Source organism: Streptomyces yaizuensis (assembly GCF_034961445.1).
Classification (GTDB): Bacteria; Actinomycetota; Actinomycetes; order Streptomycetales; family Streptomycetaceae; genus Streptomyces; species Streptomyces yaizuensis.
In genome coordinates, this window is sequence record NZ_BSBI01000017.1 from 87762 (window position 1) to 100789 (window position 13028).

General features: G+C 71.9%; 12 protein-coding genes and 1 pseudogene. All 13 read left to right on the forward strand.

Annotation, left to right across the window (positions count from 1 at the left end):
• Positions 1–28 precede the first annotated feature (28 nt).
• The 13 genes and pseudogenes from ffh to lepB (SYYSPA8_RS32270) all read left to right on the forward strand — a co-directional run bounded on the left by ffh (position 29) and on the right by lepB (SYYSPA8_RS32270) (position 12966).
• Positions 29–1579, forward strand: a complete 1551-nt coding sequence (gene ffh, locus SYYSPA8_RS32210; protein WP_323450949.1) for a signal recognition particle protein — start codon at positions 29–31, stop codon at positions 1577–1579.
• Between the two features lie 99 nt (positions 1580–1678).
• Positions 1679–3742, forward strand: a complete 2064-nt coding sequence (gene ftsH, locus SYYSPA8_RS32215; RefSeq protein ID WP_323450950.1) for an ATP-dependent zinc metalloprotease FtsH — start codon at positions 1679–1681, stop codon at positions 3740–3742.
• Positions 3743–3843: 101 nt separating this feature from the next.
• Positions 3844–5256: a proline--tRNA ligase gene (gene proS, locus SYYSPA8_RS32220; protein WP_323450951.1), complete on the forward strand. Its 1413-nt coding sequence runs from the start codon at positions 3844–3846 to the stop codon at positions 5254–5256.
• A 220-nt stretch (positions 5257–5476) separates the two neighbouring features.
• Positions 5477–6070, forward strand: a complete 594-nt coding sequence (locus SYYSPA8_RS32225; protein WP_323450952.1) for a hypothetical protein — start codon at positions 5477–5479, stop codon at positions 6068–6070.
• A 206-nt stretch (positions 6071–6276) separates the two neighbouring features.
• Entirely contained in the window at positions 6277–6714 is a 438-nt protein-coding gene (gene rpsP / locus SYYSPA8_RS32230; RefSeq protein WP_323450953.1) for a 30S ribosomal protein S16, read from the forward strand.
• A 2-nt stretch (positions 6715–6716) separates the two neighbouring features.
• Positions 6717–6956 (forward strand): RNA-binding protein, encoded by a 240-nt coding sequence (locus SYYSPA8_RS32235; RefSeq protein WP_005311361.1) that lies wholly within the window; start codon positions 6717–6719, stop codon positions 6954–6956.
• Positions 6957–7106: 150 nt separating this feature from the next.
• On the forward strand, positions 7107–7703 hold the full coding sequence (rimM, locus tag SYYSPA8_RS32240; RefSeq protein WP_323450954.1) for a ribosome maturation factor RimM: 597 nt from the start codon (positions 7107–7109) through the stop codon (positions 7701–7703).
• On the forward strand, positions 7703–8524 hold the full coding sequence (gene trmD, locus SYYSPA8_RS32245; protein WP_323450955.1) for a tRNA (guanosine(37)-N1)-methyltransferase TrmD: 822 nt from the start codon (positions 7703–7705) through the stop codon (positions 8522–8524). Before rimM ends, trmD begins: the two co-directional genes overlap by 1 nt.
• Positions 8525–8654: 130 nt before the next feature.
• Positions 8655–9005: a 50S ribosomal protein L19 gene (gene rplS, locus SYYSPA8_RS32250; protein ID WP_323450956.1), complete on the forward strand. Its 351-nt coding sequence runs from the start codon at positions 8655–8657 to the stop codon at positions 9003–9005.
• Positions 9006–9195: 190 nt separating this feature from the next.
• Positions 9196–10131, forward strand: a complete 936-nt coding sequence (gene lepB, locus SYYSPA8_RS32255) for a signal peptidase I (protein ID WP_323450957.1) — start codon at positions 9196–9198, stop codon at positions 10129–10131.
• A pseudogene (gene lepB, locus SYYSPA8_RS32260) lies at positions 10124–11276 on the forward strand (signal peptidase I). The gene lepB (SYYSPA8_RS32255) and the pseudogene lepB (SYYSPA8_RS32260) overlap by 8 nt, the downstream one beginning before the upstream one ends.
• The gene (lepB, locus tag SYYSPA8_RS32265) at positions 11188–12117 is read left to right on the forward strand and encodes a signal peptidase I (RefSeq protein WP_323451038.1); all 930 of its coding nucleotides are present in this window, start codon (positions 11188–11190) and stop codon (positions 12115–12117) included. Before lepB (SYYSPA8_RS32260) ends, lepB (SYYSPA8_RS32265) begins: the two are co-directional and overlap by 89 nt.
• A gap of 78 nt (positions 12118–12195) precedes the next feature.
• Positions 12196–12966, forward strand: coding sequence for a signal peptidase I (gene lepB, locus SYYSPA8_RS32270; RefSeq protein WP_323450958.1), 771 nt, complete (start codon positions 12196–12198; stop codon positions 12964–12966).
• Positions 12967–13028 lie beyond the last annotated feature (62 nt).

Sequence of the window (13028 nt, forward strand, 5' to 3'; positions counted from 1 at the left end):
CCCCCGACCCCGAGGACCGACGAGCGCCGTGTTCGATACTCTCTCCGACCGCTTGGCGAATACCTTCAAGACCCTGCGTGGCAAAGGAAGGCTCTCCGAGGCGGACATCGATGCCACGGCACGCGAGATCCGGATCGCGCTGCTGGAGGCGGACGTCGCGCTTCCGGTTGTCCGCGCGTTCATCAGCAAGGTCAAGGAGCGGGCCCGGGGCGCCGAGGTCTCCAAGGCGCTGAACCCCGCCCAGCAGGTCATCAAGATCGTCAACGAGGAGCTGGTGGCGATCCTCGGCGGCGAGACCCGCCGACTGCGCTTCGCCAAGCAGCCCCCGACCGTGATCATGCTCGCCGGTCTCCAGGGCGCCGGTAAGACCACCCTCGCCGGAAAGCTGGGCCGCTGGCTCAAGGCCCAGGGCCACTCCCCGCTGCTGGTCGCCTGCGACCTCCAGCGTCCCAACGCCGTCAACCAGCTCTCCGTGGTCGCCGAGCGCGCCGGGGTCGCGGTCTACGCCCCCCAGCCCGGCAACGGCGTCGGCGACCCGGTCCAGGTGGCCAAGGACTCCATCGAGTACGCCCGGACCAAGGTCCACGACGTCGTCGTCGTGGACACCGCCGGCCGTCTCGGCATCGACGCCGAGCTGATGCAGCAGGCCGCCGACATCCGCGACGCGGTCTCGCCCGACGAGATCCTCTTCGTGGTCGACGCCATGATCGGCCAGGACGCGGTCAACACCGCCGAGGCCTTCCGCGACGGCGTCGGCTTCGACGGCGTGGTCCTGTCCAAGCTGGACGGCGACGCGCGCGGCGGTGCCGCGCTCTCCATCGCGCACGTCACCGGCCGCCAGATCATGTTCGCGTCCAACGGCGAGAAGCTGGACGACTTCGACGCCTTCCACCCGGACCGCATGGCGTCGCGGATCCTGGGCATGGGCGACGTCCTGAGCCTGATCGAGAAGGCCGAGCAGACCTTCACCCAGGAAGAGGCCGCCAAAATGGCCTCCAAGCTGGCGAGCAGCCAGGGCAAGGAGTTCACGCTCGACGACTTCCTGGCCCAGATGGAGCAGGTCCGCAAGATGGGCTCCATCTCCAAGCTGCTCGGCATGCTGCCCGGCATGGCGCAGATGAAGGAGCAGATCAACAGCATCGACGAGCGCGACGTGGACCGTACCGCCGCGATCATCAAGTCGATGACCCCGGCGGAGCGCCAGGAGCCGACGATCATCAACGGCTCGCGCCGGGCCCGTATCGCCAAGGGCTCCGGTGTCGAGGTCAGCGCGGTCAAGAGCCTGGTGGAGCGGTTCTTCGAGGCCCGCAAGATGATGTCCCGGATGGCGCAGGGCGGCGGAATGCCCGGCATGCCGGGGATCCCGGGCATGGGCGGCGGCCCCGGCCGGCAGAAGAAGCAGCAGAAGCAGGCCAAGGGCAAGCGCCGCAGCGGCAACCCGATCAAGCGGAAGGCCGACGAGGAGGCCGCCGCCGCCAAGCGCGAGCAGGCGGGCCAGGGCGGTGCCTTCGGTCTGCCGGGTGGCGGAGCCGGCAAGGACTTCGAGCTGCCGGACGAGTTCAAGAAGTTCATGGGCTGAGCCGAGGAGGCTCCCGGGCCACCTCGGATGTCGTACGACGGTGCCGGCACCCGCGCGCGAGCGGGTGCCGACACCGTCTTTCTGTCTTAACGTCCCGGTATGAGCAACGCCGCGCCGGCGCCCGGGACCCCGCAGGGCGGCCGGCCCTCGCGAGCAGCGGGCCGCCCGAGCCGGGCCAGGACCCCCGGCCGCTGGGGCGCGGGGTCCGCCACGGGCCGCGGCCCGGGCAACGGGGGCAACGGGACCAACGGGAGCGTGGACAACCGCACCGACGAGCGCCCCTGGCGCTCCGAGGGCGCACCGCCCCCGACGCCGCCCAAGCGCCGGATGCCCGGCGGCTGGGGCGGTCTCGTCCTCGCCGCGCTCGCCGTCTACCTGATCACCAATCTGGTGCTGTCGTACCTCGGCGAGCGCAACGAGCCCTCCGTCTCGTACACCGAGTTCAGCCGGCAGGTCGGCGCGGGCAATGTCGCGAAGATCTACTCCAAGGGCGACACGATCCAGGGCGAGCTGAAGAAGAAGGCCCCGGTACCCGGCAAGAAGGGCGACTACACCAAGTTCACCACCCAGCGCCCCGCCTTCGCGGACGACAATCTGTGGAGCCAGCTGACCGCGAAGAACGTCACCGTCACCGCCGAACCCGTCGTCCAGCAGCGCAGCTTTCTCGTCAATCTGCTGATCGCGCTCGCGCCGATGGTGCTGCTGGTCGCCTTGTGGGTGTTCATCGCCCGCCGGATGGGCGCGGGCCTGGGCGGCGGGGCCTTCAGCCGCAAGCCGCCGCCCAAACCCGTCGAGGTGACCGAGGGCGGGCGGACCACCTTCGCCGACGTCGCCGGGATCGACGAGGTGGAAGGCGAACTCGACGACGTCGTGGACTTCCTGAAGCATCCCGACGCGTACCGGAAGATGGGCGCCCGGATGCCCGGCGGGGTGCTCCTCGCGGGACCGCCCGGCACCGGCAAGACCCTGCTCGCCCGCGCGGTCGCCGGAGAGGCGGGGGTCCCGTTCTTCTCCGCCTCCGCGTCCGAGTTCATCGAGATGATCGTCGGCGTCGGCGCGGGCCGGGTGCGGGAGCTGTTCGCGGAGGCCCGCAAGGTCGCTCCCGCCATCGTCTTCATCGACGAGATCGACACCATCGGCCGGGCCCGCGGCGGCTCCGGCGGCCTCGGCGGTCACGACGAGCGCGAGCAGACCCTCAACCAGATCCTCACCGAGATGGACGGCTTCACCGGCTCCGAAGGGGTCGTCGTGCTCGCCGCCACCAACCGCGCCGACGTCCTCGACCCGGCGCTGACCCGGCCCGGCCGCTTCGACCGGATCGTCCATGTCTCACCCCCCGACCGGTCCGGCCGGGAGGCCATCCTGCGGATCCACAGCCGCGAGATCCCCCTCGCGCCCGGTGTGGACCTGGCCCGGATCGCCCAGGCCACCCCCGGGATGACCGGCGCCGACCTGGCCAACCTGACCAACGAGGCCGCCCTCCTCGCCGTCAAGCGCAAGCAGTCGGCCGTCACCCAGGCCGATCTCTCCGGCGCGCTGGAGAAGGTCCAGCTCGGTGCCGAACGCCCGCTGGTACTGGACGAGGAGGAGCGCCGCCGCACCGCGTACCACGAGAGCGGCCACGCCCTGCTGGGCATGGTCCAGCCGGGCGCCGACCCGGTCCGCAAGGTGACGATCGTCCCGCGCGGCCGGGCCCTCGGCGTCACCCTCTCCACCCCGGACGCGGACAAGTACGCCTACACCGAGGAGTACCTGCGCGGCCGGATCATCGGCGCGCTGGGCGGGATGGCCGCCGAGTCCGTCGTCTTCGGTGTGGTCACCACCGGCTCCGAGAGCGACCTCGAACAGGTGACACGCCTGGCCCGGGGGATGACGGGCCGCTGGGGGATGAGCGAGCGCGTCGGCCGGCTCACCGCCATCCCCTCCGACGCCCAGGTCCCGTACGGGCTCTCGGCCGCCCCCGCCACGCTCGACGCCGTGGACCACGAGATGCGGCGGATCGTGGACGAGTGCTACGAGAGCGCCTGCGAGCTGCTGCGGGCCAACCGCAACCGGCTGGACTCGCTGGCCGCCGCCCTCCTCGAACACGAGACCCTGGAGGAGGACGCCGCCTACCGCGCGGCCGGGATCCCCCGGCTGTCCAAGGGCGACACCGCCACCTAGGTTCTGCCTCGCGGCCGCGCTCTCCCGTACCACCGGAGCCCGGGGGCGTACGGGCCGAAATCCCGCGCCCCCGGGCCCGGGCGGCGCCTACGATGCGCGCCATGCCCAAGACACCCGTACTCACCCCCCGTGCCCAGGACTTCCCCCGCTGGTACCAGGACCTGATCAACAAGGCCGAGCTGGCGGACAACGGGCCGGTGCGCGGAACCATGATCATCCGCCCCTACGCCTACGGCCTCTGGGAGCGGATGCAGAGCGAGATGGACGCCCGGATCAAGGCCGTGGGCGCCGAGAACGCCTACTTCCCCCTCTTCATCCCGCAGTCCTATCTGACCCGGGAGGCCGACCACGTCGAGGGCTTCGCCCCCGAGCTGGCGGTGGTCACCCACGGCGGCGGCAAGGAGCTGGACGAGCCCGTCGTGGTCCGCCCCACCTCCGAGACGATCGTCAACGCCTCCTTCTCCAAATGGGTGCAGAGCTACCGCGACCTGCCCCTGCTCATCAACCAGTGGGCCAACGTGGTCCGCTGGGAGCTGCGCCCCCGGGTCTTCCTGCGCACCACCGAATTCCTCTGGCAGGAGGGCCACACCGCGCACGCCACCCGCGAGGACGCCCGCGACTTCGCCGCCCGTGTCCACCGCGAGGTGTACGCGGACTTCATGACCGGCGTCCTCGGCATCGATGTGCTCCTCGGGCGCAAGACCCCCCGCGAGCGGTTCGCCGGAGCGATCAACACCCTCACCCTGGAAGGGATGATGGGCGACGGCAAGGCCCTCCAGCTGGGCACCAGCCATGAACTGGGCACCAACTTCGCCCAGGCGTTCGACACCCGCTATCTCGCGGCGGACGGCCGGCAGGAGTACGTCTGGCAGACCTCCTGGGGCACCACCACCCGGATGATCGGCGGACTGATCATGGTCCACGGCGACGACGACGGACTGCGGGTGCCGCCCCGGCTCGCGGCCGTCCAGGCCGTGGTGGTGGCGATCAAGGGCGACGAGGCCGTGGCCGAGGTGCGCCGGATCGCCGACCGGCTGCGCGCCGCCGGGGTACGGGTCCGGGTCGACGACCGCACCGACACCCCCTTCGGCCGCCGCGCCGTCGACTGGGAGCTGAAGGGCGTACCCGTACGGATCGAGGTCGGCCCGCGCGACCTGGCGGCGGGTACCGCCGTACTGGCCCGCCGGATCCCCGGCGGGAAGGAGTCCGTCCGGATCGACGACCTGCCCGCGCTGCTCCCCGGGATCCTGGAGGAGGACCAGGCGACCCTGCTGCGGCAGTCGCGCGAGCACCGTGAGTCACGTACCGCCGATGTGACGACCGTCGCCGACGCGATCGAGGCGGCCACGTCCGGCGGCTGGGCCCGGATCCCGTGGTCGGTACTCGGCCAGGAAGGGGAGGCGACCCTGGCGGAACAAGCCGTTTCTGTGCGCTGTCTGCTCGCCGAGGACGGCTCCGTCCCCACCGAGGACGACGCGCCCGGTAATGTCGCCGTCGTCGCGCGGGCCTACTGAGCCCCCATCCGGCACACCCGCCCCGCCCCCGCAGAGCGCCGCAGCCGCGCGCCCGCGCACGGGGCCGCCATGCCGGGCTTGATGGGAGCTGCGCGCCTTCTCCACAGATCCGCGTACCCGCCCTCCTCGGTACGCGGATCAGGCCAACTGACGGGTACGTGCAAAATATTTGGGATGGCCCGGAATGGAACCCGGTGAAGGTCCGGCTCGTTATCACGACGTGAGCACGACACCACCTGTTCTCGCCGCAGAGCTGGCACAGGCGTGGGCCGACATTCAGCGGCACCACTCCGAGCTGCCGGACCTGGCCGCGCCCGAGTCCCTGATCGGAGAGTCGTCGTCCGCCTGTGGCGCCGAGCTCTCCTTCGAGCGACTGCTCCACGAGGCAGTCCATGGCATCGCCGCCGCGCGAGGTGTCCGCGACACCTCGCGCGCCGGCCGCTACCACAACCGCAGATTCCTGGCGATCGCCGAGGAAATGGGCCTCGATCACGCGGAGGAGCCGCATCCCAGCAGCGGCTTCTCCCTGGTCGCGCTCAGCCCCGAGGCCAAGCGCCGGTACCGACCCACGATCGACCGGCTCCAGCGCGCCCTGCGGGCGCACACGGTCGCCACGGCCTCCGACACCAAGCGCTCCTTCCGAGGGCCGGCCGCCCGGCACGGTTCCTCGGGCGGCGGTGTGCGGGTCAAGGCCGTCTGCGACTGCGGTCGCAATGTGCGGGTCGTGCCCTCGGTCCTCGCCCAGGCGCCCATCGTCTGCGGCGGCTGCGGCAAGCCCTTCCGTATCCCCGAGCCGGTCGCCGCTGCGAGCTGACCCCCGGCCCGGCCGCCTGACGGGGGCGGCGCAGGTCCGGGGGAGAGCACGTCACCGGCGTGTGGCACAATGGCTAGCTGTACTCGACGGCCGCACAGGACCCCTCTCTCCTCCGGCTGGCGCGTCCATCGGGCACCCCGAGTACCGCAACCCCACGTGGCATTTCGTTGTGCCCAACCACGTCAAGACCAGGAGACACCACTTCCGTGGCAGTCAAGATCAAGCTGAAGCGTCTGGGCAAGATCCGTTCGCCTCACTACCGCATCGTCGTCGCCGACTCCCGTACCCGCCGTGACGGCCGGGCCATCGAGGAGATCGGCCTGTACCACCCGGTGCAGAACCCCTCGCGCATCGAGGTCGACTCGGAGCGCGCGCAGTACTGGCTCTCCGTCGGCGCCCAGCCGACCGAGCCCGTTCTCGCGATCCTGAAGCTCACCGGCGACTGGCAGAAGCACAAGGGCCTGCCGGCCCCGGCGCCGCTGCTCGTGGCCGAGCCGAAGGTCAGCAAGCGCGCCGCGTTCGACGAGTTCGCCAAGGCCCTGGAGGGTGGCGAGCCCAAGGGCGAGGCCATCACCCCGAAGGCGAAGAAGGCCGACAAGAAGGCGGACGACGCGGCTGACGCCGCCGAGTCGACCGAGGCCTGAGCATGCTCGAAGAGGCGCTGGAGCACCTCGTGAAGGGCATCGTCGACAACCCCGACGACGTGCAGGTCGCCTCGCGCAACCTGCGCCGTGGGCGGGTGCTGGAGGTCCGGGTCCATCCCGACGACCTCGGCAAGGTGATCGGCCGCAATGGCCGCACCGCACGTGCCCTGCGTACGGTCGTGGGCGCCATCGGCGGCCGCGGCATCCGTGTCGACCTCGTCGATGTGGACCAGGTCCGCTGAAACAGTTGCACACCGGCTCGGGCCGGGGAGGGCCATCCGGCCGTCCCCGGCCCGTAGTCGTACCGCCCCCGTACCCCTTCGGCAACCGGGTGCGGCCCGGCACAGTCGCCGTGATGACACAGTCGCCGTGATGACAGAAGAGAGAGCACCGTGCAGTTGGTAGTCGGCCGGATCGGCCGGGCCCATGGGGTCAAGGGCGAGGTCAGTGTGGAGGTCCGCACGGACGAGCCGGAGCGGCGACTCGGCCCCGGCGCCGTGCTGCACACCGACCCCGCCGCCAGGGGGCCGCTGACGATCGAGACCGGCCGGGTGCACAGCGGCCGGCTGCTGCTGCGGTTCGTCGGCGTACGGGACCGCAACGGCGCGGAGGCGCTGCGCGAGACCCTGCTCATCGCCGACGTGGACCCCGAGGAGCTGCCCGGGGGCGCCGACGAGTACTACGACCACCAGCTCATGGACCTGGACGTCGTCACCGTGGACGGGACCGAGGTCGGGCGGATCATCGAGATCAGCCATCTGGCCTCGCAGGACCTGTTCATCGTGGAGCGGCCGGACGGCACCGAGGTGATGATCCCGTTCGTGGAGGCGATCGTCACCTCCATCGACCTGACGGAGCAGCGCGCCGTGATCGACCCGCCGCCGGGGCTGATCGACGACCGGGCCGAGATCGCCTCCGCGCGGGACGCCGCCGCGGACGGGGCCGGGGAAGCGGCCGCCGAGCGGTCCGGCGAGCGGGACGACGCCTGATGCGGCTCGACGTCCTCACGATCTTCCCCGAGTACCTGGAGCCGCTGAACGTCTCCCTCGTCGGCAAGGCCCGCGCCCGGGGCGTCCTCGACGTCCGGGTGAGCGATCTGCGCGACTGGACGTACGACCGGCACAACACCGTCGACGACACCCCCTACGGCGGCGGCCCCGGCATGGTCATGAAGACCGAGCCCTGGGGTGACGCGCTCGACGCGGTCCTCGCCGACGGGTACGAGGCGGGCGCGCACGGCCCGGCGCTGGTGGTGCCCACCCCCAGCGGCCGCCCCTTCACCCAGGAACTCGCCGTCGAGCTGTCGGCGCGGCCCTGGCTGGTCTTCACCCCGGCCCGGTACGAGGGCATCGACCGCCGGGTCATGGACGAGTACGCCACCCGGATGCCGGTGTACGAGGTCTCCATCGGCGACTACGTCCTGGCGGGCGGCGAGGCCGCGGTGCTGGTGATCACCGAGGCCGTGGCCCGGCTGCTGCCGGGGGTGCTGGGCAACGCCGAGTCCCACCGGGACGACTCCTTCGCCCCGGGCGCCATGGCCAATCTGCTCGAAGGGCCCGTCTACACCAAGCCGCCCGTGTGGCGCGGGCGCGGCATCCCGCCGGTGCTCACCAGCGGTCACCACGGGAAGATCGCCCGCTGGCGGCGGGACGAGGCGTTCCGCCGTACGGCGGAGAACCGGCCGGATCTGATCGAGCGCTGCGACCCCTCGGCCTTCGACAAGAAGGACCGGGAGACCCTGTCGATCCTGGGCTGGGCCCCCGAGCCCGGGGGCCGATTTTGGCGCAGGCCCGGTGCCGTGGAAGAATAGGCCGCTGCCGTACGTCCGGCGTGCGCCCCTGCCACAGGGGGACACGACGCCCGCTCCGATGTACCGGCCCCAGAACTTCACCCCCTCTCCCGCTGATGACCTGTGGCATCGGTGAAGAAAGCAGACGAACATGACGCACGTGCTCGACGCCGTCAACTCCGCCTCGCTGCGGACCGACGTCCCGGCCTTCCGTCCCGGTGACACCGTGAACGTCCACGTTCGCGTCATCGAGGGCAACCGCTCCCGTATCCAGCAGTTCAAGGGTGTCGTCATCCGCCGCCAGGGTGCGGGCGTCAGCGAGACCTTCACGGTCCGCAAGGTGTCCTTCTCCGTCGGTGTCGAGCGGACCTTCCCGGTGCACAGCCCGATCTTCGAGAAGATCGAGCTCGTCACCCGTGGTGACGTCCGCCGCGCCAAGCTGTACTACCTCCGTGAGCTGCGCGGCAAGGCCGCGAAGATCAAGGAGAAGCGCGACAACTGAGGTTGTCCGGGCGCCTCGCGCGCCGATGTCACGAGCCGTCGCTCTCCGAGCGGCGGCTCGTCGCTTTACCCCCTTCTCACTCCTTCGGGTGAAGGTGTCCGCAGCTGTGCGATCCCTGTCCGGGTGGCGGCGGGTACGGGCGTTCCGGCGGTCCGGGCGTCCGGTCGGGGCCGCTAGGCTTCGCCCTCGTATGGACACCACAGCGATGAACACCGAGCGCGCATCCCACTCCGGTCCCGGCGGCGAGGACGCCCCGGAGGGCCCCGGCGGCCCTGTCGGTCCGGTGGGCTCCGCCGGTGCGGACGGGTCCGGCGTCCGGGGCGGTGCACCGGCCGCGGAGCCCGGTGGCGAGCCCGGTGCCGAGCCCGGTCGCGAGCGCCATGTCGGGCGTCGCTCGTGGTGGCGCGGCGGCCGCCCGGCCTCCTGGCGCGGGCTGCTGCTCCAGGCCGTGGTCGTCACCCTCGGTGTCCTGCTCTTCAGCCGTTTCGTGGTGCAGCCCTTCCAGATCCCCAGCGGATCCATGGAGCCCACGCTGCGGACCGGCGACCGCGTCCTGGTCAACAAGCTGGCGTACGGGGACGACTCCCCGCCCCGGCGCGGCGACCTGATCGTCTTCGACGGCGAGGAGTCGTTCGTCCACAGCGGGACGGCCGAGGAGAACCCGGTGAGCGGGGCCGCCAAGGGCGTGCTGGCCGCCGTCGGACTCATGGACTCCGGGGAGAGCGACTTCGTCAAGCGGGTGGTGGGCGTCGGCGGCGACCGGGTGGTCTGCTGCGACCGGAGCGGCCGGATGAGTGTGAACGGGGTCGCGCTGGACGAGCGCTCGTACCTCCGGCCCGGTGACGCCCCCTCCGAGGTGCCCTTCGACATCGTGGTCCCCCCGGGCCGGCTGTGGGTGATGGGCGACCACCGCTCCGACTCCCGCGACTCCCGCGACCTCCTCGGCTCGCCCGGCGGCGGCATGGTCCCGGTGGAGCGCGTCGTGGGACGGGTGGACTGGATCGGCTGGCCGGTGGGCCGGTGGTCCTCGGTGGAACGGGGCGACGTCTTCGCCCGGGTCCCGGACGCCCCGGCCGCAGGGCACGCCGGGGCCGCGGGCCCGGAGCCCGGGGGAGCGCATGGGTAGCCGGCGCCGGGCCCGGTGCGTTCCCGGCCACCGGGTCACGGGCCGGCGGGCCACCGGCCACCGGGCCCCCGGTCGCCGGGGAGCCGGCCACCGGGCGGACACCCGGCTCCCCACCGGGAGCAGACCCGTGGACGGGAGCCGTCCGCTGCCCGGCCGGGCCGAGCGGCGCCGGCTCGCCCGCCGGGTCGAACGCCGCCGCCGGCGCACCGCCCTGCGGGAGATCCCGCTGATGGTCGGGGTGGCCCTGGCGATCGCCCTGCTGCTCAAGACGTTTCTGGTGCAGGCGTTCGTCATTCCGTCCGGTTCGATGGAGGAGACCATCCGGGTCCAGGACCGGGTCCTGGTCGACAAGCTGACGCCGTGGTTCGGCGGCCGGCCGGAGCGCGGGGACGTGGTGGTCTTCAAGGACCCCGGCGGCTGGCTCCAGGCGGAGAACGCCTCCACCACAGGTGGCGACCCGGTCGTCGTCAAACAGGTGAAGCAGGCGCTCACCTTCATCGGACTGCTGCCCTCCGCCGGTGAGCGGGATCTGATCAAACGGGTGATCGCCGTCGGCGGTGACACGGTGACCTGCTGCGGGGAGGACGGCCGGGTCAGTGTCAACGGCGTCCCCCTGGACGAGCCCTATCTGAAGCCGGGGAACGCCCCCTCGACCGTCGGCTTCGAGGTCACGGTCCCCGCGGGCCGCCTCTTCGTCATGGGCGACCACCGGTCGAACTCCGCCGACTCCCGTTTCCATCTCGCCGAGGACGACCAGGGGACCGTGCCGGAGCAGCAGGTCGTCGGCCGGGCCGTGGTGATCGCCTGGCCCCTGGGGCACTGGCGGCGGCTGGAGGAGCCGCGGACGTACGCCTCCGTACCGGACGGAGCCACCGCCGGCGGCGGCGCGGGCTCGACCGCGGCGCCGGGGTCGTCGCATAGTGTGTCCTCCCAGGACCGCGACGGAATGGTCCTGCTCCCGAGCCTTGCGGAACTCCCGCTCGTTATGGGAGTAGTGGGCCTGCTTCTTCTTCGGGGCAGGCGGTTCGCACGGAGTGAGGAGTGGATGTGGGGGACGTGGCGGTCGGCGCACGGTCCGGACACGATCAGCCGGAGGACAGGCCGGGGGAGCCCGCCGAGTCCCCTGCGGCCGTGACGGGCGATGATCCGTCCGGGATCCCCCCGGCGGGTGAGGATTCCGTTGACGACACCTCCGACGGAGGTGAGCGGCGCAAGGGGCAGCGGTCCTTCTGGAAGGAACTGCCGCTGCTGATCGGTATCGCGCTGGTCCTGGCGCTGCTGATCAAGACATTTCTGGTGCAGGCGTTCTCGATCCCCTCGGATTCGATGCAGAACACGCTCCAGCGCGGGGACCGGGTCCTGGTCGACAAGCTGACGCCGTGGTTCGGCTCCGAGCCCGAGCGCGGCGAGGTCGTGGTCTTCCACGACCCGGGCGGCTGGCTGGAGGGTGAGCCCACCCCCGACCCCAACGCCCTGCAAAAGTTCCTCAGCTTCATCGGACTGATGCCGTCCGCCGAGGAGAAGGACCTGATCAAGCGGGTGATCGCGGTGGAGGGTGACACCGTGGAGTGCCGCAAGGGCGGCCCGGTCAAGGTCAATGGGAAGACGCTCGACGAGAGCGACTACGTCTTCCCGGGCAACAGCGCGTGCGACGACCAGCCGTTCGGCCCGTTCACGGTGCCGAAGGACCGGCTCTGGGTCATGGGCGACCACCGGCAGAACTCGCGTGACTCCCGCTACCACATGGAGGACACCAACGGCGGGTTCGTCCCGGTCGACAAGGTCGTGGGCCGTGCCGTGGTCGTGGCCTGGCCGGTCGACCGCTGGTCGACGCTCTCCGTACCGAACACCTTCGATCAGCCGGGGCTGAACGCGGCGGCGTCCGTCGCCGTCTCCTCCGCCCCGCTGGCCATGGGAGCCCTGGGCGCGTTGCCCATCGTCCTGTGGCGGCGGAAGCGGCTGACCGTGGGCGATACCGCCCGGTAGGGTTCCGTCCCGGATCGGGCTCGCCGGGCCCTTCGCACACAGGCCCGGCGCCACGTCGGTGAGGGGTGGGAGCGCGGGATGGGATCGGACGGGACGAAGGGCGGCCACGGCCGTCTCGGCAGGGTGCTGTCGGGGCTGGCCGTGGCCGTCGGCTGTCTGCTGTTCCTCGGGGGTTTCGGCTGGGGCGCGCTGGTCTACCAGCCGTACACCGTACCGACGGACTCGATGGCGCCGACGGTGCGGCCCGGCGACCGGGTGCTGGCGGAGCGGATCGACGGCGACGCGGCCCGGCGCGGGGACATCGTGGTCTTCGAGGACCCGGGATGGGGCGGCGGGCCGATGCTCAAACGGGTGGTCGGGATCGGCGGCGACACCGTGGCCTGCTGCGGGGAGGACGGCCGGCTCACCGTCGGCGGCCGTGCCGTCGACGAGCCCTATCTCTCCGCCTCCGCCGCAGGGGGGTCGCCGGACGCCTTCACGGCGAAGGTCCCCGAGGGGCATCTCTTCCTGCTCGGCGACGAGCGGCTGGGGTCGCTGGACTCCCGGGCGCACCTGGCGGACGTGGGCAGGGGCTCGGTGCCGCGCTCGACGGTCAAGGGGCGGCTGGACGCGTTCGCGTGGCCGCTGAGGGGCGGAATGATCGAGCGGCCCGAGGGGTTCGCCGCCCTGCCCGGGGGTGTCTCACAGCCGGGGCCGATCCGGCTGATCACCCTGTCGATCGCGGCCGGGGCGGTGCTGATCGTGGCGGGTGCGGCGCATGGGCCCCTCACGCGCAGGCTGTCCGGGGGCGAGCGGGGGACGCGGGGGACGCGGGGCGGAAGGGCGGTCAGCGGTGTCGGGAGGCGGTGATCCGGGCGCGTCGGGGCCGGCGGCGTCCGAGGGGTGTCAGGGGAGGTCAGGAGGGCCGGAGC